This is a genomic window from Streptomyces sp. NPDC059875 (genome assembly GCF_042731085.1).
Taxonomy (GTDB): Bacteria; Actinomycetota; Actinomycetes; order Streptomycetales; family Streptomycetaceae; genus Streptomyces.
In genome coordinates this window covers 255707-280907 of sequence record NZ_JBHWJZ010000001.1, presented here as the reverse complement: position 1 = coordinate 280907, position 25201 = coordinate 255707, and the positions used below count along the sequence as shown (strand labels likewise).

The 25201-nt window shown below is 69.5% G+C and carries 14 protein-coding genes; 12 read left to right on the top strand and 2 right to left on the bottom strand.

Going from position 1 to position 25201, the window contains the following annotated elements; all coding sequences use genetic code 11:
• Positions 1 to 72: 72 nt before the first annotated feature.
• Complete coding sequence (locus ACFV9D_RS01130) at positions 73 to 5880, bottom strand: discoidin domain-containing protein (RefSeq protein WP_385138952.1); 5808 nt, start codon at positions 5878 to 5880, stop codon at positions 73 to 75.
• A 187-nt stretch (positions 5881 to 6067) separates the two neighbouring features.
• On the opposite strand from ACFV9D_RS01130, the gene ACFV9D_RS01125 reads away from it, so the two are divergent.
• Positions 6068 to 12376 (top strand): RHS repeat-associated core domain-containing protein, encoded by a 6309-nt coding sequence (locus ACFV9D_RS01125; protein WP_385138949.1) that lies wholly within the window; start codon positions 6068 to 6070, stop codon positions 12374 to 12376.
• Positions 12377 to 12866: 490 nt separating this feature from the next.
• Here the strand turns inward: ACFV9D_RS01125 and ACFV9D_RS01120 are convergent, their stop codons facing one another.
• On the bottom strand, positions 12867 to 13211 hold the full coding sequence (locus tag ACFV9D_RS01120) for a hypothetical protein (RefSeq protein WP_385138946.1): 345 nt from the start codon (positions 13209 to 13211) through the stop codon (positions 12867 to 12869).
• A gap of 320 nt (positions 13212 to 13531) precedes the next feature.
• Here ACFV9D_RS01120 and ACFV9D_RS01115 point away from each other — a divergent pair, with 320 nt between their 5' ends.
• The 11 genes from ACFV9D_RS01115 to ACFV9D_RS01065 all read left to right on the top strand — a co-directional run bounded on the left by ACFV9D_RS01115 (position 13532) and on the right by ACFV9D_RS01065 (position 25196).
• Positions 13532 to 14566, top strand: a complete 1035-nt coding sequence (locus tag ACFV9D_RS01115) for a lytic transglycosylase domain-containing protein (RefSeq protein ID WP_385138943.1) — start codon at positions 13532 to 13534, stop codon at positions 14564 to 14566.
• A 59-nt stretch (positions 14567 to 14625) separates the two neighbouring features.
• Positions 14626 to 15678 (top strand): sigma-70 family RNA polymerase sigma factor, encoded by a 1053-nt coding sequence (locus ACFV9D_RS01110; RefSeq protein WP_385138940.1) that lies wholly within the window; start codon positions 14626 to 14628, stop codon positions 15676 to 15678.
• 99 nt (positions 15679 to 15777) lie between these two features.
• Positions 15778 to 16710, top strand: coding sequence for an ABC transporter ATP-binding protein (locus ACFV9D_RS01105; RefSeq protein WP_385138937.1), 933 nt, complete (start codon positions 15778 to 15780; stop codon positions 16708 to 16710).
• On the top strand, positions 16707 to 17477 hold the full coding sequence (locus tag ACFV9D_RS01100) for an MlaE family ABC transporter permease (protein ID WP_385138934.1): 771 nt from the start codon (positions 16707 to 16709) through the stop codon (positions 17475 to 17477). The genes ACFV9D_RS01105 and ACFV9D_RS01100 overlap by 4 nt, the downstream gene beginning before the upstream one ends.
• Positions 17478 to 17479: 2 nt before the next feature.
• The gene (locus ACFV9D_RS01095) at positions 17480 to 18298 is read left to right on the top strand and encodes an ABC transporter permease (protein WP_329113395.1); all 819 of its coding nucleotides are present in this window, start codon (positions 17480 to 17482) and stop codon (positions 18296 to 18298) included.
• A gap of 6 nt (positions 18299 to 18304) precedes the next feature.
• The gene (locus ACFV9D_RS01090; RefSeq protein WP_385138932.1) at positions 18305 to 19537 is read left to right on the top strand and encodes an MCE family protein; all 1233 of its coding nucleotides are present in this window, start codon (positions 18305 to 18307) and stop codon (positions 19535 to 19537) included.
• Positions 19534 to 20580: an MCE family protein gene (locus ACFV9D_RS01085; RefSeq protein WP_385138930.1), complete on the top strand. Its 1047-nt coding sequence runs from the start codon at positions 19534 to 19536 to the stop codon at positions 20578 to 20580. The genes ACFV9D_RS01090 and ACFV9D_RS01085 overlap by 4 nt, the downstream gene beginning before the upstream one ends.
• Entirely contained in the window at positions 20577 to 21560 is a 984-nt protein-coding gene (locus ACFV9D_RS01080) for an MCE family protein (protein WP_385138927.1), read from the top strand. Before ACFV9D_RS01085 ends, ACFV9D_RS01080 begins: the two co-directional genes overlap by 4 nt.
• A complete protein-coding gene (locus ACFV9D_RS01075) occupies positions 21557 to 22714 on the top strand; it encodes an MCE family protein (protein WP_385138925.1) in 1158 nt (385 codons plus the stop codon). Before ACFV9D_RS01080 ends, ACFV9D_RS01075 begins: the two co-directional genes overlap by 4 nt.
• On the top strand, positions 22711 to 24009 hold the full coding sequence (locus tag ACFV9D_RS01070; RefSeq protein ID WP_385138922.1) for an MCE family protein: 1299 nt from the start codon (positions 22711 to 22713) through the stop codon (positions 24007 to 24009). Before ACFV9D_RS01075 ends, ACFV9D_RS01070 begins: the two co-directional genes overlap by 4 nt.
• A complete protein-coding gene (locus tag ACFV9D_RS01065; RefSeq protein WP_385138918.1) occupies positions 24006 to 25196 on the top strand; it encodes an MCE family protein in 1191 nt (396 codons plus the stop codon). The genes ACFV9D_RS01070 and ACFV9D_RS01065 overlap by 4 nt, the downstream gene beginning before the upstream one ends.
• The last annotated feature ends 5 nt before the right edge of the window (positions 25197 to 25201 follow it).

Here is a 25201-nt window from a genome sequence, read left to right as displayed (position 1 = left end):
GGGCCGGACACGACGGGGCCGCCGGTCACACCGGCGGCCCCGCGCTGTTTCACTCGGTCCTGCGATCGTCGGCTAGGACGCCGACGGGTCGTACGCCTCCAGTTCGGCGAACTGCATCCGGTAGTGGCCGGAGGAGTCCTTGGAGAGGTTGGTGCCGGTCACCCGTATGTACCGGGCGTTCTGGGTCGGGAACGGGAACTGCTGGACGGCGTTGCCGGGCTTGGGGTAGCCGGTGCGCTGCGCCACCTTGGTCCAGGTCGTACCGTCCTGGGAGACCTCGACGGCGAAGTCGACGGGGAAGCCGTTCCCGGTGTCGGCGGCGCCGTCGTTGCGCGGGTAGAGGTTGATCCAGCCCACCGGCAGGGACGCGCCGAGGTCGACCTCGGCCCACTCCTGGTGGTTGGCCGTGAGCGTGTTGTCGCTGCTCCAGCCCTGCAGGCCGGGCAGTGCGGAGGGGTTGCCGTCGGTGAGCGCGGCGGCCGTCCAACCGGGGCCGGCATAGCTGCTGCTGGCGGTCACTGCCGCGCCCTTCGCGACGTTTCGGCTCTCCCGGGGCAGCGACTTGCCGCTGTACGCCCCCAGTCCGCTGAACTGCATGTGGTACTCGCCGCGGCTGTCCGTGCTCAGCTTCGTTCCGGTGATCCGGATGAACTTGCCCGGCCGCGGCTCGAAGAGGAAGTGCTGCGGCGAGCCGTCGGGCTTGGGGTAGCCGGTGCGCTGGGCGACCTTCGTCCAGGTCGTACCGTCCTGGGAGACCTCGATGGCGAAGTCGACGGGGAAGCCGTTTCCGGCGTTGGCCCCGTCCGTGCGCGGCCGCAGCGTGATCCAGTTGAGGCTCTGGAGGGTGCCGAGGTCGGCCGTCACGTGCTCGGTGTGGCTCGCGCCGGTGTCGCTCGAGCTGCTCCAGCCGGTGGCGGTGTTGTTGTCGACCAGGCCGCCCGGGCTCCAGGTCGCGTCCACGTAGCTGCTGCTGGCCGTGACCGCGGCGCCAAGGGCCAGGTTGGGCGCCGCCGAGTTGAAGGCCTTCTGGCCGTACACCTCGAGCTCGGCCAGCTGGAGCCGGTAGTCGCCGGGAACCGCCAGCTTGGTCGCGGAGACCTTGACGTAGCGCGCGTTGCGATTGTTGAACGGGAAGGGCTGGACGGCGTTCCCGGGCCGGGGGTAGCCGGCGCGCTGGGCGACCTTGGTCCAGGTGGTGTTGTTCTCGGACACCTCGATGGTGAAGTCGACCGGGAAGCTGTAGCCCGTGGACTCCGGTGTGCCGGTGCGCGGGTAGAGGTTGACCCAGTTCACCGACTGGCGGGTGCCCAGATCCACGGTGACGGACTCGGTGTGGTTTGCGCCGGTGTTGTCGTTGCTGCTGAAGCCCTGCGAAGCAGCGGTGGAGTCGCGCTTGCCGTCCACGATGTTGGAGCGGCTGAAGCCGTCGGCCTCGTAGCTGCTCGTCGACGTGACCGGGGCGCCCTTGGCGAGGTTGACGGCGGAGGAGAGGAGGTAGCGGCCGCCGCTCGCCTCCAGCGCGGCCAGCTGCATCTGGTAGCGGCCGAAGTTGTCCTGGGACAGCTTGGTGCCGGTCACCTTGATGTAGCGGGCACTTTGCGCCTGGAACCAGAAGGACTGGCCGGCGTCACCGGGCCGGGGGTAACCGGTCTGGCTGACGACCGGGGTCCCCCAGGTGGTGCCGTCGCCCGACAGCTGGACGGTGAAGTCGACGGGGAAGCCCATACCGGTGTTGGCGCCGTCGTTGCGCGGGCGCAGGTTGACCCAGTTGAGCGACTGGCTCGCGCCGAGGTCCACCGTCACGGATTCGGTGTGGTTGGCCAAGTACGTGTCGCTGCTCCACCACGTGGAGGCGTTCGCGTCGACGAGGGCGCCGGCGGGTCCGCTCGCGGCACTGCTGCTCGCGGTCACGGCCGTGCCCACGGCGAGGTCCGGGACTCGCGGATCGTAGGCCTGGTCGCTGAACGCCTCCAGCTCGGCGAACTGCATGTGGTAGTTGCCGAGATTGTCCTTGGAGAGCTTCGTGCCGGTGACCTTGATGTAGCGGATCTGCTGGGTGTCGAAGGGGAATTCCTGCGCGGCGGCGTCCGGGCGCGGGTAGCCGGTCCGCTGCACCACCTTGGTCCAGGTGGTGTTGTCCGGGGAGACCTCGATGGTGAAGTCGACAGGGAAGCCGGCTCCGGTGTTGGCGCCGTCACCGCGCGGACGCAGGTTGATCCAGTTGACCGAGCGCGGTGCCCGCAGGTCGACGGTGACGGACTCGGTGTGGCTGACACCCGTGTTGTCGGCGCTGCTCCAGCCGCCCTTGTTGCTACCGTCCACCAGGCCGTTCAGGGTCCATCCGGAGCCTTCGTAGCTGCTGCTGGCCGTGACGGTCATGTCCTTGGCGAAGTTGAAGGCACCCGTCGCGAGCTTCTGGGGTCCGTAGACCTCCAGCTCGGCGAACTGCAGGTGGTAGTCGCCGTGCGGGTCGGTCGACAGCTTCGTGCCGGTGACCTTGACGTACCGGGCGTTGGCGGTTTCGAAGGAGAAGGACTGGGCGGAGTTGCCCGGCTTGGGGTAGCCGGTGCGCTCGATCACGCTGTCCCAGGTGGTGCCGTCCTCGGAGACCTCGATGGTGAAGTCGACGGGGAAGCCCATGCCGGTGTTGGCGCCGTCGTTGCGCGGGTACAGGTCGACCGAGTTCAGGGCCTGCCGTACGCCGAGATCCACGGTCACCGATTCGGTGCGGTCGCTGTTGGGGCTGGCGGTGGTGGTGCTCCAGCCGTTCGAGCCGGGCGCGGAGTCACGCCGGCCGTCGACCAGGGCGCTCTTGCTCCATCCGTCGGCCTCGTAGCTGGCGGTGGCGGTCACCTGGACGCCCTTGGCGAGGTTGGGCCCGGTGTGGGTGGAGCCGGCGGTCAGCGGGGTGTCGAACGTGTAGCCGCCCTGGGTGGAACCCTTGCCGGGCCAGACGGTCAGGGAGTTGCCCTGTGCGCGGCCCCAGAGGTCGGGGCGGCCGTCGCCGGTCAGGTCGGTGCTGGAGGACAGCTCGGGGTAGGTGGAGGCGCCGGCCCCGGTGAGGATCTTCACGGGCTGGGCGGACTCGCCCCAGGAGCCGAGGTCGAAGCGCCCGTCCGGGGTCTTCTTGCCGACGTACTGGTAGACGTCACCCGTGTCGTTCTTGCGCACCCACAGGTCGGCGATGCCGTCGCCTGTGGTGTCGCCGGGAGCGATCAGGGTGTGACCGCGCCAGCTGTTGCCGCCGATCTGGATGGGGTCGCTCTGCTCGTCCAGGTACCGGCTCTCGGAGCCGTAGTAGAGCCACAGCTTGTCCCCCTCGCGGACCAGCAGGTCGGCGAGGGCGTGGGTGCCGTTGAGGGAGCGCGGTCCGCCGGTGAGGTCGTCGATGGCCAGGATCTGGGTGTCGTCGTCGTGCCAGAAGTCCGTGCCGGGGCCCTGGCAGTCGCCTGCCTCGGCGGCGTGGCGCGGGCAGGCCACGGTGAGCTCGTAGGCGTCCTCGGGGCGCACGATGCCGTAGCCCGTGTTGGGGTAGACGTACAGCTTCTGCCGCTTGTCCACGTCGTCGTACCGGCGGACCAGGAGGTCCTCGATACCGTCGTTGTTCCAGTCGCCGCGGTGGCTGATCAGGCCGCCCTGGAGGGCCGCGCCACCGTAGGCGGCCGTGCCGAACTTGCCGTTGCCCTGGCCGAGGTAGCTGCGCAGGGTGCCGGAGGGGTCGAGCGACCAGGCATCGGAGTTGCCGTCGCCATTGAGGTCGCCGGGGCGGTCCTTGGCGCCGGTGCCGTTGGCGTACAGCAGGTACGCGCGCTCGTCCGAGCGGTTGCCGACCCGGTCCAGGCTGTACGCGTAGACGTAGCCGGGGCCGACGGCGGGCGGGGTGATGGTGACGGTGGCCGAACTGCCCGGCGCGCTGCTCACGTTGACGCCGCGCTCCTGCGGGTCCCAGCTGGTGCGGTAGCGGTACGCGACCACGTCGCCGATGCCGGCCGCGCCGAAGGTGAACTTACCGGCGGTGACGCGCGCCTTGCCCGTGACGGCGGGCCAGCCCGCGTCGCCGTTGGGGTACTCGGGAGAGGCCACCGTCGGCGGCTTGCTGGGCCGCTCGCGGTCCACCTCGAAGGACTTGACCGCGCTCCAGCCGGAGTACGCGCCGTCCTGGTCCTTCGCGCGGACCCGCCACTGGTACGAACCGGTGGGGATTTTCGCGTCGGGCAGGGCGAGGGTGGCGATGCGGCCGCGCTGGGCGGAGATGTGCTCGTCGACCACGGGGGCCTGGCCGGGCTGCCACACCTGGAAGTTGGCCTGGAGGTTTCCGGCGTCGGCGTCGTTGATGAGTGCGTGGACGCTGATGTTGGTGTTGCCGATCAGCGGGTTGCTCGGGTTGGTGCCGAGCTCCGTCGGGACGTCCGGGGCGGTGTTGTACTCGGTGGACAGGACGGCCGTCTTGGGGTCGAACTTCTTCCAGGCGAAGGTGTCGCCCTCGTCGGCGGCGTACATGCCCAGAGTGACCGAGTTGTCACCGGCCGCCGCGACCTGGCGGATCTTGTTGGTGACGTCGAACTCCAGGTTGCCCTCGGGGCAGTCGGAGCTGCCCTTCCAGCCCTTGGATTCGTTCACCGAGGCCAGCAGCGTCCTCTGGTCCGGCTGGTTGTACCAGTTGGTGCCCGCGTGGATGCCGCCGGTGGTGTCCCAGAGCTGGACGACGCGGGCCTGGCAGGACCAGGACCAGGTGTTCTTGATCCGGAAGGTGGACGCCTTCACGTCCTTGCCCTTGATGTTGGACGTGTCCAGCTGGAAGAAGGAGCGGGACAGCCCGTTCGTCTTGTTCTCGTAGCCGACGCGGGCGACGTCGTTCGCGTTCCAGTACGAGTTGCCCTTGTACACCGCCGAGACACGGGTCCAGTTCTGCCGCTTGCCCTCGGCCCAGGACGGGTCGATGAAGACGGGGTAGACCGTCTCCGGGTCGGTCAGCAGGTTGCGGTCGGGGGTGATCTCCAGTGACTGCCCCACGACCTTGGTGGTCATGAGCGCGTCCTTGGCGCCGGGGGCCGGCTCGAAGGGGTCGTCGGCGCCCTCCCCGGTCGTCGCCTGCGCCGTCCCGGACCCCGTCGAGGTGAACTCGGAGGAGTCCCACATCATCGGAGCGGGGCTGACGAAGGCGGCCTGGCCGGCGGGGTTGCGGGCGTAGAGGTTGCCGGTGGCGTCGGCGGTGACGGAGAGCCCCACCGTGCCGATGCCGAGCTTGAGGGTGGCCAGGTCCGGATGCGCGGCCGCCTCGGGGGTCTTGACGACCAGCAGCTGGGAGAACCCGTCGACGTCCGCCTTCAGCTGAAGGTCAACGTCCGGGAGGATGCCCGCGTACGTCGCGACGTTGCCGTTCAAGGTCGGCTTGGGCAGCGGCTTGGGCCAGCTCAGCTCCAACTGCCGGCCGTCCTCGGCGACCTGGGCCATCGGGCCCGCGCCGCCGGAGAAGGACATGGCCACCGTGGCGGCCTTGGGGACGACCCGGCCGTCCGCGGCGAAGGCCAGGGTGGGGTCGGTGGGCGCCCAGTCCTGGCCCACCAGCACCCGGACCGCTGATCCGTAACGGTCGACCGAGAACGAGCCGTTGGGATTGGCCCAGGTGTCCGAGTTCTCGGTCCGGCGGGAGAGCAGTTCGACGCGCTTCCCGGTCGCCTTCGCCTGGGCCGAGGCCGTCTCCGCCTCGGTGGGTTCGGCCCCGGTGGGGGCGGCGTCGGCGACGGGGAGCAGGCTCGGTGCCTGCGGTATCGGGGACTGCAGGGCGGCGACGGCGCCCAGCATGGCGGTCGCCAATCCGGCGGCCACGACCCGGCGGCCGAGGAACCGCAAGGACGGTCTTTCTCGCAAGGCAGACACCTACTGCTCCTTTGTGGGCTGATGTTGCGGCGGACCATGACCGCCCCACCATGGATCGCGCCAATCGCTCACTTTCGGCTGTCCCAAATGGAGGTCATCAATTCCAGTTGTGATGGAATCAACTACGGTTGATCCGGCGGTGTTAGCGTACCTGCCTCCAACCATGTGGTTCAGCCTGGGAGTTGAAGTGAGTAGGTTCACAAGACGTTCCGCGGGGGGCTCGCCCCGGGTACGCAGGCCACTGAGCTGGGCCGTACGGCACGCTCTCGCCTCCACCCTGGTGATCGCCGGGCTTGTCCCAGCGAGCGCCGCGGCCGTGACCGCCTCGGGCTGGCAGCCGCCACAGCTCAAGCAGCCCTCGGCGATACCCGTCAGCCCGGCCAAGACCGGCCACAGCGCTGCTCTCAAAAAGCCGGACCAGACGGCGCTGGCCCTGGCCAAGGTGGCCAAGTCGCGTCAGTCGGCTTCGAGTCACCTTCTGCCGAAACCGGACTCCGCCGAGCTGGTGGCCAGTGGCGCCAAGGTCACCGGGTCCTTCCCCGTCACCCTGGTCTCGCTCTCCGGCCGAGCGCCTTACGCGGCACCCGCGAAGCCCTCTCAGCGCGTGAAGGTGACCGTCGCCGACCACAAGGCCGCCCGGGCCTCCGGAGTCCAGGGGCTGCTGTTCAGCATGGCCGGCACCTCGACCGCCCCGGGCCGGGCGAAGATCCGCGTCGACTACTCCGCCCTCCGGGGCGCCTATGGCGGCGACTGGGCCTCCCGCCTGCGCCTGGTCCAGCTCCCGGGCTGCGCGCTGACCACCCCCGCCGTACCGCGCTGCCGCGTGCGCACCCCCCTGCCCACGGTCAACGACACCAAGACCGGCACACTGACCACCACGGCCCCCGTGACCGCGGACCCCAAGGTCGCTGCCTCCTCCGCCCGTTCACTCCTCTCCAGCGCCGAGGCGACCGTCCTGGCCGCCGAGGCCGGCAGTTCCGGCACCAACGGCGACTACAAGGCCACCTCCCTCCAGGCCTCCGGTTCCTGGAGCGCGGGCAGCTCTTCGGGCGGCTTCAGCTGGAACTACCCCCTCGCCTTCCCCGCCGTGCCCGGCGGCTCGGCGCCCAAGCTGTCGCTCGGCTACTCCTCGCAGAGCGTGGACGGCCGGACCTCCGCCTCGAACAACCAGCCCGGCTGGGTCGGTGACGGGTGGTCGATGGAGCCCGGCTTCATCGAACGCCGCTACCGCTCCTGCAACGACGACATGGAGGGCGGCACCAACACCGAGAAGTCCGGTGACCAATGCTGGTTCAACGACAACGCCACTCTGAGCCTCGGCGGCCGGACCACCGAACTCGTCTTCGAGGAGGGCAAGGGCTGGCACGCCCAGTCCGAGAACGGCGAGCGGATCGAGAAGCTCACCGGCGCCACCAACGGCGATGACGACGGCGAGTACTGGAAGGTCACCGGGACCGACGGCACCCAGTACTTCTTCGGGCTGAACCGCCTCCCGGGCTGGTCCGACGGCACGTCCGAGACCAACTCCGCCTGGACCGTGCCGGTCTACGGCAACCATGCCGGGGAGCCCTGCCACAACACCTCCTTCGCCGACGGCTGGTGCAAGCAGGCCTGGCGCTGGCAGCTGGACCACGTCGTCGACGTCCGTGGCAACGCGCAGGCGTACTACTGGAACGCCGAGACCAACAACTACGACCGCGGCGCCGTCGCCAGCGCGGACAAGGGCACCCCCACCGCGTACACCCGCGGCGGCTGGCTCGACCGGATCGAGTACGGTCTGCGCTCGAACTCCGTGTACTCCGCCCCGGCCATGGCGCAGGTGAAGTTCGACGTAGCCGACCGCTGCACCGCGGAGTGCACCCTGTTCGACAAGGACCACTCCGACAACTGGCCCGACGTACCCGTCGACCAGAACTGTGCCGACGGCGCCGCGCAGTGCGAGGGCCACTACAGCCCGACCTACTGGTCGAAGAAGCGGCTGACCGGCATCACCGCCAAGGTACTGACCGGCGGCGCGTACAAGGACGTCGACTCCTGGGCCCTGGAGCAGACCTTCCCGCCCTCCGGTGACGGCACCGCACGCCCCCTGTGGCTGTCCACCATCCAGCGCACCGGTCACACGAACGGCAGCATCACCCTGCCCAAGGTGACCTTCCTGGGCCAGCAGCTCGCCAACCGCGTCGACAAGCTCGGCGACGGGCTCGCGCCCTTCATCCGCTACCGCGTCTACCAGATCAACACCGACACCGGCGGCAGCATCGGCGTCACCTACTCCGCCCCCGGCTGCACCGCCACCACCCTGCCGCCGGCCGACGCGACGAACACCACCACCTGCTACCCGGTGAAGTGGGCCTTCGAGGGCGAGACCGCGAAGCTGGACTGGTTCAACAAGTACCTCGTCCAAGAGGTCGACGAGGGCGACAACCTGGCCGAGACCCCGGACGTCGTCACCCGCTACAGCTACCTCGGCGGCGCCGCCTGGGCCAAGGGCGAGGACGAGTTCACCAAGCCCGAGGACCGCACGTACGGAGACTTCCGCGGCTACGGCCGGATCCAGGTCCGCAAGGGCGACGGCCTCGACCGCCGTTCCTTCACCGAGTCCCGCTACTTCCGCGGGATCGACGGCGCGCAGGTCGCCGACTCGACCGGGGCCGCCGTCACCGACCGGCCCGAGTTCGCCGGCCAGATCCGCGAGACCATTTCGTACGACGGGGAAGGCGGCGCCTGGGTCAAGGCCACCTCCAGCATCCCGTGGCGGTCCGATGTGACCGCTACCCGGCAGCGGGACGGGCTGCCCGACCTGGAGGCCCGGTTCGGCGGCGTCGAGAGGGAGATCACCCGGGTCAAGACCTCCACCGGGGAGCGCACGGCCTCCACCACCCGCACCTTCGACTCCGTCGGCATGGAGGTCACCTCCACCGACTCCGGCGACGAGTCCAAGAGCGGCGACGAGAAGTGCACGCGCACCGAGTACGCCCGCAACACCGGCCTGAACCTGCTCGCCCTGGTGTCCCGGGTCGAGACGGTGGCCGTCTCCTGCGACGCCGCCGTCAGCCGCCCGGCCGACGTCATCTCGGACAACCGCAATGTGTACGACGGCGGCTCCTTCGGCGACGCGCCAACCCAGGGCAATGTCACCCGCACCGAGGTGATCAACCCCGATGGCAACGGCTACTCGCCCAAGGGCAGCACCGCGTACGACGTGTACGGCCGCCCGACCACCGTCACCGATCCCTACGGCAAGAGCACCCGGACCGACTACACGCCGGCCACGGGCGAGGTCGTCACGAAGACGGTGGTGACCAACCCGCTCAACCATGTCGCCACCACCACCTACGAGCCGCTGCGCTCCCAGCCGATCGTCCAGGAGGACCTCAACAAGAAGATCTCCACGACCCAGTACGACGCTCTCGGGCGGGTGACCAAGGTCTGGCTCCCGGGCCGCGCGGCCGCCACGTACCCGGACAGCCCGCACTTCTCCTACAGCTACCTGGTACGCACCGACGGCCCGATCGTCGTGGCGACCAGCACCCTCACGGAGACCAGCAGCTACCGCACGACGTACGAGTTCATGGACGGCCTGCTGCGCAGCCGGCAGATCCAGGAGCCCTCCCCCGGCGGCGGCAGGCTGGTCACCGAGTCGTTCTTCAACACCCTCAACCAGAACTGGAAGAACTCCGGCAAGTACTACGCCGCCGGCAACCCCTCCAACGTCCTGGTCACGGGGGCGGAGCTGAGCTACCCGGCCGCCACCGAGTCCCTCTTCGACGGCGCCGGCCGCGTCACCGCCGTCGTCAGCAAGAAGTTCGGTGACGAGCAGAGCCGGACCACCTCGATCGACGAGGGCGACCGGACCACGGTCGTCCCGCCGGCGGGCGGCACCGCCAGGACCACCCTCACCGACAACCTGGGCCGGACCGTCGAGACCCGGGAGTACACGAACGCCGCGCGCACGGCCTACGAGTCCACCCACTACGGCTACGACCGGCTCGGCCGCCTGGCGAAGGTCACCGACGCGGCCGGGCGGAACTGGACGTACGGCTACGACGTCCGGGGCCGCAAGACCTCCGTCAGCGACCCGGACACCGGCACCACCCTGATCACGTACGACATCGGGGACCGGGAGACCGACACGAAGAACGCCCTGGGCACCGTCCACCACACCGACTACGACGCCCTGGGACGCAAGACCGCGGTCAAGGTCAACGGCGTCCTGACCACCGAATACGTCTTCGACACCGTGGCCAAGGGCAAGCAGACCGCGGCCAAGCACTATGTCGACGGCCAGGCCTACGTCTCCGAGGTGACCTGGTACAACAACCGCTACCAGGCCACGGCGTCACAGCTCACCATCCCGGCCGTGGAGGGCGCCCTGGCCGGCGTCTACAAGTGGACCGCCGGCTTCAACGCCAACACGGGCAAGCCGGAGTACTCCGAGGAGCCCGCGGTCGGCGGCCTCCCCAAGGAGAGGGTCGCGATTCGCTACGACGGCGACGGTCTGCCCGTCGCCACGACGGTCGGCGGTGCCATGCTGGCCGGTGCCACCACCTACGACCACTACGGGCGGACCATCAGCACCGAGCTGGGCGAGGTCGGCAGGAAGGTCCGGCAGGTCAACGAGTACGACGAGCACACCGGCCGGCTGACCCGCACGGTCACCGACCGCGAGACGGCTCCGCAGCGCCTGGACGACACCCGGTACGGGTACGACCTCGCCGGGAACCTGACCAAGGTCGTCACCGCCTCGGGCCAGGACGCCCAGCTGACCACGGACACCCAGTGCTTCGGCATCGATGGCCTGAGCCGCATCACCGAGGCGTGGACGGCGAACGACGGCTGCGCCGCCGCCCCGTCGGGCACCACCGTCGGAGGCCCGGACGCGTACTGGACCTCGTACACGTACGACGCCATCGGCAACCGCAAGACCGAGGTGCAGCACAAGGTGACGGGTGGTCCGACCGCCGATGTCACCCGCGCCTACGGCACGCCGGTCACCGGAAGCCGGCTGCCGTCCGTCTCCATCTCCGGCGGCCCGGACAACGGGAAGAAGGAGACCTACACGTACGACAACACCGGCAACACCGTCCGCAGGCAGCTGCCGTCGGGCGACCAGGTGCTGGCATGGGACAAGGAAGGGCACCTGGCCAAGGTCACCGAAGGCACCAAGACCACCTCGTACGTCTACGACAGCGAGGGACAGCGGCTGATCCGCAAGGACGCCTCCGGGTCCACGCTCACCCTGCCCGGCGGCACCGAGGTGCTGATGAAGCCGGACAACACCCTGGTGGGCACGCGCTACTACGCCCACAACGGCGGCACCGTCGCGGTACGCAGCCAGGGCAAGCTGTTCTTCACCCTCACCGACCACCACGGCACGGGCACGATCCAGGTGGACTCCGCCACGAACTCCGTCGCCAAGCGGCGGACGATGCCCTTCGGGGCCGCCCGGGGTGCCCAGCCCGCCGGGTGGACCGGGGACCGGGGCTTCATCGGGGGCACGCGCGACGCGTCCACCGGACTGACCCACCTCGGGGCACGTGAGTACGACCCGGCGATCGGCCGTTTCATCTCCGCCGACCCGGTGATGGACCTCAGCGACACCCAGCAGATCAACGGGTACGCGTACGCCCACAACAACCCGCTCTCCTCCAGCGATCCGACGGGCCTGTACGACCCCGACATGAGGGACTACTGCCAGCAGAACCGGTCGGAGTGCGCCGGGGACCGGCTCAAGCAGGACGAGACCGAGGAGGACGACTGGGAGGAGGTCGTGGACCTCTTCAACAACCACCCGGAAGGCTCCGAATGGGTGCCGTTCGAGGTCGGCCCGGGAGAGGACCGCGGCATCATCATGGTCCGCTTCTACATCCACACAGAGAAGGCCGCCCTGGGCGCGCTCGTCGGCGACGACCGCGAATCGACCGACGATCCGAACGCGCCGTTCCGGATGACACTTTTGTGGGACACCGCCACGGGCCAGTGCTTGTTCACCATCGGCGCGTCGGAGACACCGGAGAAGCCGGTCTACGCGAGGAAAAGAGTCCCAGGCGACCCGCTGTTCCGGACCATGGAGGACAAGAGCCGGCAGGTGGGCACCAAACCCAGCGAGATGCTTCCGGCCCGCCCGATCGACGTCGACGCGTACCAGAATGACACGTTCATAAAGGGCCATAACGTCGTCGACCTGCACAAATACGGGGCAAGCGTGTCCCCGGAGAAGCTCGACGTGGGCATCCACGCCGTCAACAGCCTGTGGAGGATCTTCGCCGTGGACGCCAAGCTCACGGTTGAGGCGACAAAGACGGACGTGAAGATCACACGGAAGGGCGACCCCTATCCGGACATGGAAGTGTTCCAGTACCGCAAGGGCGTGAAACCACGGCTGATCGCCTTTGACAGCATGTCCGACCCGAGCGGAAGCGGCTCCTTCCCCACAGAGCCGATCGGAAAGATCAACCGCTCGTGGGTGAACGGCACCTGCGTGAGCGGCTGCTGATCCCCGCCCGATGAACCAGCGGCCCGGTACCCCTCTCGTGGAGGGGTACCGGGCCGCTGTCATACGCTCCGGCTCACTCCCCGTACAGCCCCCTCGTCTCCCTCCCGTAACGTCCGTCGATCGCCAATGGCCTGGTGGAGGCCGGCACCCTGACCCCACCTTGAAGCTCCGCCGCCGGTCGATCCCGCAAAGACGGCCGTGACCCCCGACCGCACCTGGCGATGCGTCAGAAGAGTCGGCAACGGGTCAGCGTGAGGTCTGCAACACCTGGGGACAGCTGACCGAACATGCGAATCGTTGTAGGCCGAGTCTCTGGCGTGAGCAAGGGATCCCCGCGGGTGCATCCGCTGCCCGGGCGTGACGCAGGGGAAGAATCCCCGTACCTCGGCGGAGAGCAGTCGCATGGCCTCTGGAGGGAGCGCGGCGCCGGTGGTACCTGGAGGCGAATGGAGCCCTGCCGCGGTGCTGACCACGGGGAACCACCGTTGTGTCAGGTGACGTGTCGGTCGACGCCAGCATCCCATTCAACATGGATCGGCCGGGCGCGGCGGCTTGCCTGAACGCTCCCCTGCCGAAGCGATGCTTCGGCAGGGGAGGACGGCCTCCTGCAGGCCGGCCCGCGATCGCCTTGCCGGAACCGGGCCCGCGCGGTGCTCCGTGCCGTCTCGGCGTCGCGCTCCACCAGACGTGCGACGAGCGTCTTGTGGCCCTCCCCGTACGCCGATGTCGTCCGGCTGAGCGACCAGTCGTCCACGCCCGTGGCGGGGCGCCAGGCCGCCGGATCCGCCCGGGAGTTGCGGTCGACGACCTGCCACTCGACCCGCGCGTCCGGCATGACCCGGAAGGTGGTCCGTGCGGCCTCGGACGGTGTCCCCTCGCGCATCGCACTGACGTAGAGGGCGTGTTCGCCGGCGCGTCGGCTGCTCGCCCGTGAAGGCGGGCTGCACGGTGGCGAAGTCGGGAACGTGACGGGTGTTCGACAGCCGCACACGAGGTCCCAGAATCATTCACTCCGAAACCAGGACCCGAGGAAAGAATCCGACGACCGACGCGACGGACCCGCCCGCTCGCCCCGTAGAGCGGATGACAGGAGTGGCGTGACCGGGAGGGGACCGAGGGATGGCGGGACGTGTGTCGGGGCGGATATCCAGAGGCATGAGGGGTACGGCGGTCGCGGTGACGGCCATGGCGGCGCTGACCGGTTCGCAGGCGCCGGGCCTCGCGGCATCGGCCGCCGCCCCGAAGGCCGGCACGACACCGGACTCGGGGACATCCGGTGATTCGTCCTACCTGAGCGAGCTTCCCCCGCTCTTGGTCCGCACGCCGGCGCCGTCCCCGACCCGCGCCGTCTTCGTGGCCGTGGCCGACCGCGGGGCCCTTCCCGCCACGGTCTTCGCCGCGTATCGGCGGGCGGAGGCGGCGCTTGCGCGGTCCAGCCCGGGCTGCGCGCTGCGCTGGCAGTTGCTCGCCGCGATCGGGCAGGTGGAGTCGGGCCAGGCGCGGGGCGGGAGAGTGGACGCGGACGGCACGACGTACGCGCCCATCATCGGCCCGCAGTTGAACGGCCAGGACTTCGCCCTGATCCGGGACACCGATGGTGGCGCGTACGACGGTGACCCGTCCTATGACCACGCCGTCGGCCCGATGCAGTTCATCCCCTCGACCTGGGCCAGGTGGGGCGCCGACGGCAACGGCGACGGGAGGGCCGATCCCCACAACGTCCACGACGCGGCGCTCGCGGCCGGGCACTACCTGTGCGCGGGCGGACGCGACCTCTCCCGGCCGCAGGACCTCGACCGCGCGATCCTCTCCTACAACCGGTCCCAGGAGTACCTGAGTGTCGTTCTGTCCTGGTACGGCTACTTCCGGGACGGACACCGGGTCGTGCCGGATCTGAGCGGCTCCGATGTCGCCACGGACTCCGGCACGGGTGCCTCGTCCGGCTCGTTCCCGGGAACCGCGCGGACCGGGACGGCCGACCCCGGGCCGCGTACCGGCGCCTCACCCTCTCCTTCGGCGCCCTCGCCCTCGGCGGGGCCGAATCCCCCGTCGCAGCCGACGCCCAAGCCCTCGCCGACACCGGCGTCGCCGACGACCGCGCCAACCCCCTTGCCGTCCCTGGTCACCGGCCCTGACCCCGGCGTCGGGCAGGTCTTGCCCGAGCCGGGAGCGCTTCCCGGCAACGGTTAGGACTCACTCGCGCGCCACCCCCTCCCACGACCGGATACCCGGCGGTAACGTCCCCGGCCATGACGACGGACATGCATCCTGCCCGCTCGACCGGACCGGGGGACCAAGCAGCCCACCTGCGGTGGCAGCGCATGTGGAGCCATCGCGAGCAACTGCTCAAGGTGGCGCGCCGCAGGTCCATGAGCGCCGAGGACGCCGAGGACGCGGTCCAGGAGGCGATGCTGCGCGGCGCGCAGAACGCACATCTGGACGACGCGCGCCTCGGCGCATGGCTGACGACCGTGACCATGCGCCTGTGCGTCGACCGGTACCGGCAGGTCCACCGCGAGGCCGAGGTGGGCAGGACTCCGAAGCTCACCGTCCCCGGCCCCGTTCCCGTCGAAGAGGCGGTGTGCGACCGGGCGGAGGCCAGCTGGGTGGCGTTCCGGAGCAGGGAGCTGCCCGCTCGCCAGGCGGAGGCCCTCCGGCTGAAGGCGGAGGACCGGGACGTCGACCAGATCGCCCAGGAGATGGGGCTGAGCTACCAGGCCGTCGAGTCCCTGCTGGCCAGGGCCCGGCGTACGCTGCGCAACTCGCTGGCCGGCACGCTGGCCCTCGGCCTGTGGCTGATCGGGCGCGGCCGGGACCAGGCAAGTCAGGCGGGTGTGCCCGCCCAGGCCCTGGTCGCGACATCGGCGGCCGCGACCCTGGCCGTGGTGGGCTTGATCATCCCGTTCGCGTACGAGGCGGATACGGCGCGCCCCGCCCGCCCCGCCACTTCGGAGGCGGTGGAGGTGGGGGAGGAGAAGGCCGGCTATGAGGTGCCGGCCGTCGCCCCCTCCGTACGGCCGACGCCGCCGTCCGCCGAGGCCGCGCCCTCGCCGACCGCCGTCCCGCAGAAGCCCTCTCCGGCGCCGGTGACGGTGACGGTGCCCGAGGTGGCCGTGCCCGAGGTGGCCCTGCCGGAAGCCGCCGTGCCTGAAGTCGCCGTGCCCGAGGTGTCTGCTCCGTTGCCGTCCCTGCCGGCCACCCCCGTCGTGTCGGCACCGCCGCTTCCGCTTCCGCTCCCTGACGCCAGTGCCGTCGCGGAGGCCGTCTCGGACGCCCTGCCCCACACCCCTGTACGCCCCTGATGTCCGCCGCGTAAAAATTCTTCGATTCTCCGCGACGGACCCGCCGCCCCTCCCCGTAGAGCAGACGTACGAGCTGCTCCGCGCTGAAGGGTGAACCGGATGGGTGTCGAGATCTGCGTGGAAGGGTTGACCAAATCCTTCGGCCACCAGGTCATCTGGCAGGACGTGTCACTGACGCTGCCCGCCGGCGAGGTGTCCGTCATGCTCGGCCCTTCGGGCACGGGGAAGTCGGTGTTCTTGAAGACGCTCGTGGGCCTGCTCAAGCCGGAACGCGGATCGATCCGGATCGCCGGACAGGACATCACCGAGCTCCGCGAACACGACCTGTACGAGGTGCGCAAGCTCTTCGGTGTGCTGTTCCAGGACGGCGCCCTTTTCGGGTCCATGAATCTCTACGACAACATCGCCTTCCCGCTGCGCGAGCACACCCGTAAGCCGGAGAGCGAGGTCAGACGGATCGTCCTGGAGAAGATGGACATGGTCGGTCTGATCGGGGCAGAGGAGAAGCTGCCCGGCGAGATATCCGGCGGTATGCGCAAGCGGGCGGGCCTGGCACGGGCGCTGGTGCTCGACCCGGAGATCATCCTGTTCGACGAGCCCGACTCGGGGCTCGACCCGGTGCGGGTGGCCTACCTCAACCAGCTGATCGTGGACCTCAACGCGCAGATCGACGCGACCTTCCTGATCGTCACCCACGACATCGCCTCGGCTCGCCAGGTCCCGGACAACATCGGACTGCTCTTCCGCCGCGAGCTGGTGATGTTCGGCCCGCGGGAGCAGCTGCTCACCAGCGACGAGCCCGTCGTACGACAGTTCCTCAACGGCCGTATGCAGGGGCCGATCGGCATGGCCGAGGAGAAGGACGCCGCCCAGGTCGAGCAGGAGCTCGCCGGCCTGAACGACGGCGACCACCCCGCCCCCGCCATGACGCCGCGTCTGCTGCCGAGCCCCGGGATCACCCGGCCGCCCCGCTGGCAGGCGATCGCCGACCGCGAGGCGAAGCTCCACACACCGGAGGCGGCTGACGCATGAGCCTCTCCCCGACAGGAGCCCTCCGCCACTCCGGCAGCCTCTTCGCCATGGCCCTCGACGTTCTACGGACCCTCCCCCGACGCCCTTTCCAGGTACGGGAGTTCATCCAGCAGGCGTGGTTCATCGCGAGCGTCACCATCCTCCCCACCGCCCTGGTGTCCATCCCCTTCGGCGCCGTCATCGCGCTCCAGATCGGCGGCCTGACCCGGCAGCTCGGCGCCCAGTCGTTCTCCGGCGCCGCCTCCGTACTCGCCGTACTGCGCGAGGCGTCCCCCATCGTCACGGCGCTGCTCATCGCGGGCGCCGGCGGCACCGCGATCTGCGCCGACCTCGGGGCGCGCAAGATCCGGGAGGAGATCGACGCGATGCAGGTCCTCGGCATCGACCCGATCCACCGTCTCGTCGTACCCCGGGTACTGGCCACCATGCTGGTAGCGGTCCTGCTCAACGGCCTGGTCTCGGTGGTCGGCGTGGCCGGCGGCTACTTCTTCAACGTCGTCCTGCAGAACGGCACCCCCGGCGCCTATCTGGCCTCCTTCACCACCCTCGCCCAGCTGTCGGACCTGTGGGCGGCCGAACTGAAGGCGCTCGTCTTCGGCGCCATCGCGGCGATCGTCGCCTCGTACAAGGGCCTGACCGCCAAGGGCGGTCCGAAGGGCGTCGGCGACGCCGTGAACCAGTCCGTGGTCATCACCTTCATGCTGCTGTTCGTGACGAATTTCGTGCTGACCGCGGTGTACTTCCAAATCGTCCCGCAGAGAGGTTAGTTGTGCGACGACTTCTCGACCGCCCACTCCACTCCCTGGAGGAGCTGGGCACGCAACTGGTCTTCTACGGCCGCTCCCTCGCCTGGACCGGCCGCACCCTGCGCCGCTACAAGAAGGAAGTCCTGCGCCTGCTGGCCGAGGTGAGCTTCGGCCGTGGCGCGCTGGCCGTCGTCGGAGGCACGGTCGGCGTCATCGCCTTCCTCTCCTTCTTCACCGGCACCGAGGTCGGCCTCCAGGGCTACGCCGCGCTCAACCAGCTCGGCACCTCCAACTTCGTGGCCTTCCTCTCCGCGTACTTCAACACCCGCGAGATCGCCCCACTCGTCGCCGGGCTCGCACTCTCGGCGACGGTCGGCGCCGGATTCACCGCCCAGCTCGGCGCGATGCGGATCAGCGAGGAGACCGACGCGCTGGAGGTGATGGGCGTCCCCTCACTACCGTTCCTGGTCACCACCCGGATGATCGCCGGCTTCGTGGCCGTGATCCCGCTGTACGTGATCGGGCTGCTGTCCTCCTACTTCGCCGCCCGGACCATCACCACCGGCTACTACGGCCAGTCCAGCGGGACGTACGACCACTACTTCCAGCAGTACCTGCCGCCGGTCGACGTGCTGTGGTCCTTCGGCAAGGTCATCGTCTTCGCCCTCGTGATCATCCTGGTCCACTGCTACTACGGCTACTACGCGAGCGGCGGCCCGGCGGGCGTCGGCGTCGCCGTCGGGCGCGGTGTACGGACGTCCATCGTGGCCATCAACGTCCTCGACTTCTTCCTCAGCCTGGCGATCTGGGGCTCCCACACGACCGTACGGATAGCGGGGTAGGGGCAGATGCGTCGCACCATCACACTGAGGCTGTACGGGATCGTCTTCATCGTCGTCGTCGCCCTGCTCCTCTCGCTGTCCGTCGCCGTCTACCAGCAGGCGTTCACCCCGGTCGTACGGATCACCCTGGAGGCCGACACCCTCGGCAACCAGCTGGAACCGCGCGCCGACGTCAAGCTGCGCGGGCTGCTCGTGGGCGAGGTGCGCGAGGTGCGGGCCGACGGCGAGAAGGCCACGCTCGGCATCGCGCTCAAGCCGGAGCACGTCTCCCTCATCCCGGCCGACGTCCACGCACGGCTGCTGCCCAAGACCCTGTTCGGCGAGAAGTACGTCGACCTCGTCGCACCACCCACGTCGTCCACCCGGGCCATCCGCGCCGGTGACGTCATCACCCAGGACCGCACCACGGTCGGCATCGAGCTCCAGCGACTGATGAACGACCTGCTGCCGCTGCTCAGCACCGTGCAGCCCGCGAAGCTGAACGCCACGCTCTCCGCGTTCTCCACCGCGCTCGAAGGACGCGGCGAGGACATCGGCGACAACCTCACCCGCCTCGACGCCTACCTGCGCCGGCTCAACCCGCACATGCCCTCCCTCAAGGAGGACATCTCCCGGTTCGCCGACGTGGCCGAGGTGTACGGCGAGGCCGCCCCCGACCTGCTGCGCATCCTGGACAACACCCTCACCACCAGCCGGACGATCGTCGAGAAGCAGGAGCAGCTCTCCTCGCTCCTCACCTGGACCGCCACCGCCGCGAAGACCACGGAGGGCGTACTCGACGAGAACTCCGCCCGGCTCATCACCCTGGGCCGCGTCTCCCGCCCCACGCTGGCCCTGTTCGCCCGCTACTCGCCGGAGTACCCGTGCCTGTTGGCCGGTCTCGTGCGCCAGGAAGCGGCCTCCGAAGAGGCGTTCAGGGGCGGGAAGATGCGCATCACCCTGGAGTTCGTCCGCCCCCGACCCCCCTACCGACCCGGCGAGGAACCGCGCTATGCCGACCGCTCAGGCCCGAACTGCAGAGGTCTGCCCCACCCCCACATCCCGGCACCGCCGATCAAGCTCGACGACGGTACGTCGGCCGAGAGTTCGGCCGGGCCAGTATCCGGGACACCGGCCGAACAGCACGCCGTCGCCTCGCTCGTGGCCCCGGTCATGGGCGTGCCCGCCGACGAGGTCCCGGCCGTCACGACCCTGCTCTTCGGACCGCTGGCACGGGGAACGGCGGTGAGCCACGCATGAGTTCCGGGATGCGTACGAACGCCCGCTCCATGGCCCCTCAGCTCACCAAGCTCGGCATCTTCGCCGTCGTCACCATCGCGGCGACCGCCGTCCTCGCGGCCACCATCGTCAACCTCTCCTTCACCCCCCAGGAGACGTACACCGCCGTGTTCAGCGATGTCACCAGCCTGGAGGAGGGCGACGACATCCGCGTCGCGGGCGTGCGGGTCGGGGAGGTGGAAGGGATCCGGATCAAGGACCGGGCGCTTGCCGAGGTCACCTTCAGCGTCTCCCGCGACCGGCCCCTGCTCACCAGCACCCGCGCCGTCATCCGCTACCGCAGCCTGGTCGGGCAGCGGTACGTCGCCCTCACCGAGGGCGCGGGGAACGGGAAGCGACTCGCTCCCGGAGGCCGGATCCCCCTCTCCCGTACCGAACCGGCACTCGACCTCAACGCGCTGCTCAATGGCTTCAAGCCGCTGTTCGCCGCGCTCAGCCCCGAGGACGTGAACCAGCTCGCCACCGAGATCGTCAAGACCCTCCAAGGTGAGGGCGGTACGGTCCGCAGCCTGCTCGCGCACACGGCCTCGCTCACCACGACGCTCGCCGAACGCGACAAGCTGATCGGGTCCGTGATCACCAACCTCAACACCGTGCTGAAGACGGTGGACCAGCGCAGTACCCGCTTCTCCGACCTGATCACCCAGCTGCAACGGCTGATCTCGGGGCTCTCGGCCGACCGCAAGCCCATCGGGGAGTCGCTGGCGGGCATCAACGGCCTCACGGAGGCCACCTCGGGTCTCCTCAAGGACGCCCGGCCGCCGCTGAAGACCGATATCGCCGAGCTGGCCGAGCTCACCGGAACCCTGAACGACCACGAGAAGACCGTGGAGGGCGTCCTGCAGCGCCTGCCGAACAAGCTGAACAAGCTGACCGGCACCGCGTCGTACGGCTCCTGGTTCAACTTCTACCTCTGCGACTTCGACGGCCGCATCGTCCTGCCGAAGACCGACGAGGTCATCACCCCCGAACTCCATGTCGCCCGGGCGAGGTGCGGCCGGTGATTCCCTTCCGCGAACGGAATCCCGTGACGATCGGGGCAGTCGGCCTCACCACCCTCGCGCTGCTGATCGCCGCCGCGTTCAACGTCGAGAGCCTTCCGCTGATCGGCGGTGGCGACACGTACAGCGCGGCCTTCTCCGAAGCCGGCGGGCTGCGACCCGGCGACGAGGTACGGATCGCCGGCGTCAAGACCGGCAAGGTCGACGAGGTCGAGCTGGCCGGCGACCACGTCAAAGTGACCTTCAGGGTCGAGGGAGACCCGGAGCTCGGGACCAGGACCGGCGCGTCCATCCGCATCAAGACGATCCTGGGCGCCAAGTACCTCGCCCTTGAGCCGGAAGGCACCGGCCGGCTGAAGCCGGGCAGCGAGATCCCGCTGAGCCGGACCGTCCCGGCGTACGACGTGGTGGAGGCTTTCAGCGACCTCACCACCACCACCGAACAGATCGACAAGCAGCAGCTGGCCACCGCCCTCGACACCCTCTCCACCACCTTCGAGGACTCGCCCGCCGAGGTCAGAGCCTCCATCCAGGGGCTGTCGAAGATCTCCCGCACCGTGGCTTCCCGCGACGAGGCACTGCGCGAACTCCTCGACCACGCGAACGGCGTCACCGGTGTACTCGCCGCACGGAAGGGGGAGTTCAGCAAGCTGGTCAAGGACGGCGACAAGCTGTTCAAGGAGATCGAGTCCCGGCGAAAGGTCATCCACGCGCTGCTCAAGAGCTCCGTCGCCCTCGGTATCCAGCTCTCGGGCCTCGTCGGCGACAACCGCGCGGCGATCGGACCGGCACTCACCCGCCTGAACACCGTGGTGAAGATGCTGGAACGCAACCAGGCGAGCCTCGACCGCAGCGTCCAGCTCCTCGCCCCCTTCGCCAGGGTCTTCACCAACACCCTCGGCAACGGCCGCTGGTTCGACAGCTACATCCAGAACCTGGTCGCCCCCACACCGGTGACCCCACGGACAGGAGGATCACGATGAACAAGCGGATCATCCGCCGTATCGCGCTCGCCACTCTCCTGGTCGTGGCCGCGGCTCTCGCCGTCGTGTACCTGCCCCAGGAGCCCACGGTCCGGGTGACCGCCTACTTCCCCCGTACGGTCGGCATCTACCCCGGCTCCGACGTGCGCGTACTCGGCGTCCGCATCGGCGAGGTCAAGGAGATCGCACCGGAGGGCGACCGGGTCCGTGTCGAGCTGGAGTACGCGGCCGAGTACAAGGTCCCGCCCGACGCCAAGGCCGCGATCATCAACTCCTCGGTGGTCAGCGACCGTTACCTCCAGCTTCTCCCCGTCCACCGCGGCGGCCCGGAGATGAAGAGCGGCGCCGTCATCCCCCTGCACCGCACGGCCGTGCCCGTCGAGCTGGACCGTGTCTTCGACAGCCTCCGTACGACATCGGACGCGCTCGGCCCCCAAGGCGCCAACAAGGACGGTTCGCTGTCCCGGCTGCTCGCCGTCAGCGCGGACAACCTCCAGGGACAGGGCACGCAGCTCCACCGGACGGTCGAGGACCTCTCGCAGGCCGTCACCACCCTGTCCGACGGCCGCCAGGACCTGTTCGGGACGGTACGGAACCTCCAGGTCTTCACCGCCGCGCTGGCGGCCGACGACGCCTCCGTCCGGTCGTTCAACGACAGCCTGGCCAAGGTGGCCGAGCAGCTGGCCGGGGAGCGCAAGGACCTCGCCGCGGCGATCACGCACCTGGCGGCGGCACTCGCCGACGTGTCCGACTTCGTGAAGAAGAACAAGAAGGCCCTGACCGCCGATGTGAAGGGCCTCTCCAAGGTGACCCGTGTGCTGGTCACGCAGCGCGCCGCCCTCGAAGAGCTCCTCGACGTCGTCCCCGCCGGTCTCTCCAATCTGCAGAACGCCTACAACCCGGCGTCCGGCACGCTCGACACCCGCAGCAATCCCGAGCAGCTCCAGGACCCGGCCACCCTGCTGTGCTCCCTGCTGAAGACGACCGGGGAGGAGGCCAAGGGGAAGGCCACAGACTGTCAGAACCTGAAGAAGCTGTTCGACTCCCTGCCGAAGCTGCCCGAGGCCGACCCGGTCACCGGAGCGGCGCTCCCCGTGGCCGGAGCGCCCTCGATGGACAAGACGCTCGGCGGAATCCTGGAGGCCCGTACATGAGAGCTCCCCGCAAGGCCGCGCTGTGGGCAGCCGCCGGCTCGCTCCTGCTGACCACCGGCTGCGAGTTCAACGGCCTCTACGACGTGCCGCTGCCCGGCGGCGCGGCCGCCGACGGCGACAGCTACCGGGTCACGGTCGAGTTCCGGGACGTCCTCGATCTCGTACCGCAGTCCACGGTGAAGGTGAACAACGTCACCGTCGGCGCCGTCGAGACGGTCGAACTGGTCGGCTGGCACGCCCGCGTGCGCCTCCGCGTCGCCGACTCGGTCAAGCTGCCCGGCAACGCGATCGCCGAACTGAGGCAGACCAGCATGCTCGGCGAGAAGTACGTGTCGCTGTCGGCACCGACAACCGAGAAGCCGGTCGGCAGACTTGACGACGGCGCGAGGATCCCGCTGTCCCGCTCCGGCCGCAACCCGGAGATCGAGGAGGTTCTGTCGGCCCTGTCGGCCCTCCTCAACGGTGGTGGTGTCGCTCAGCTCAAGACCATCACCACGGAGCTGAACAAGGCGCTGGAGGGCCGGGAGGACCGGGTCACGTCCCTGCTCGGTGAGCTGAACACCTTCATCGGCGGACTCGACGCCCAGAAGAAGGAGATCGTCCGCGCGCTGGAGGGCATCGACAAGCTGTCCGCCACCCTCGCCAAGGAGAAGAGGACGATCGGCCAGGCCCTCACCACTGTGGCGCCCGCGCTGAAGGTGCTTGCCGACCAGCGGACCAAGCTGACCGCCATGCTCACGTCGTTGTCCGAGCTCGGCACGACCGGTACGAAGGTGATCAACGCGTCGCGCGCCGACGTGATCGCCAATCTCCGCGCCCTTCAGCCGATCCTCAGCCAGTTGAACAAGGCGGGCGCCGATCTGCCCAACGCCCTTGAACTCCTGACGACCTATCCCTTCCCCCGGAACGTCGTCGACGCGATCAAGGGGGACTACGTCAACCTCAAGGTCACCGCGGATCTCGACCTGCGCAGCGTCTACGGCAACCTGGCCGACGAGCCCGCGAAGCCCGGGACGCCCGGAGAGCAGCCCGGAGGCCCCGCGGCTCCCGGGCTGCCCGGGCTCCCCACCACCCCCTCGCTCCCGGGCGTCCCCAGCCCGGCGCTCCCCAAGACCCCTCTCCCTTCGGGGACCCCCAGCGCTCCGGAGGCTCCCGGCGGCGACGCCGACCTGGAGTGCCTGCCGCTCTGCACCCCGGCCGATCCCGTCTCGTACCACCGTCAGGGCGACAGCCCCTTCCCGCCCGGCGTCGACCTCGCGCTCGCCGAGCTGCTGATGAAGGGACTGGTGCCGTGATCACCCGTACGGTCAAAGCCCAGTTGCTCGCCTTCGCGCTCATCACCGCCGTCGGCGTGTCCTACGTCGGTGCGGAGTACACCGGCCTCGTCGACCGCCTCCTGAACCGCGGATACACCGTACGGGCCGAGTTCCCCGACTCCGGAGGCATCTACTCCGGCGCCGAGGTCACCTACCGAGGGGTACCCGTGGGCCGCGTGGGCGAGCTGCGGCTGACCGAGTCCGGCGGCGTGTCGGTGGCCCTCCTTCTGGAGGACTCACCCACCATCCCGGCGGACAGCCTGGCCGTGGTGGCGAACCGCTCGGCCGTCGGCGAGCAGTACGTGGATCTGCAGCCGCGCTCCGCGAACGGCCCCGAACTGCGGGACGGCAGCACCATCCCGCGCCGGAACACCCGGGTGCCGGTGCCCACCACCGAGATGATCCTGAGTCTGGACCGGCTGGTCGAATCGGTGGACAAGCAGGACCTGCGGATCACGGTCGACGAACTCGGCAAGGCGTTCTCCGGCACCGGCCCGCATCTGACCCGGCTCGTGGACTCGGGCAACGCCCTGGTCGAGTCGGCGTCCGGCTCGCTGCCCGAGACGATCGCGCTGATCGAGGACTCCAGGAAGGTCCTCAGGACGCAGGCCGACCAGGGCTCGGCGATCACCTCCTTCTCGCGTGATCTGGCCGCGCTCACCGCCCAGGTGAAGGCGAGCGACGGGGACATCCGCGCCCTGATGGCCGGCGGCACCTCCGCCGCCCGGGAGGTCGACGCGCTCATGAAGGACAACCGGCCCCATCTCCCGGTCCTCCTCGGCAACCTGATCAGCGGCGGTCAGATCACCCTCGCCCGGCTGCCCGGCGTGGAACAGACGTTGGTCACCTTCCCCGTGGTCGTCGCGGGCAGCTACACCGTGGTCCCCGGCGACGGCACCACCCACTTCGGCATGGTCGTCAACGCCGACGACCCGCCGCCCTGCCGTCAGGGATACGGCACCACCCAGCGCCGCGACCCCGCCGACACCTCCGACCGGCGGGCCAATACAGACGCCCACTGCGCGGCCCCGCGCGGCGGCGACACGTCGGTCCGTGGCGCCCAGAACGCTCCCGGAAGGTCCGTCCAGATCGGCTCGACGGGCGGAGCACAGACCGTGTTCGGAAAGGACTCCTGGCAATGGCTGCTCGTGGGACCCATGGCATGAACGGC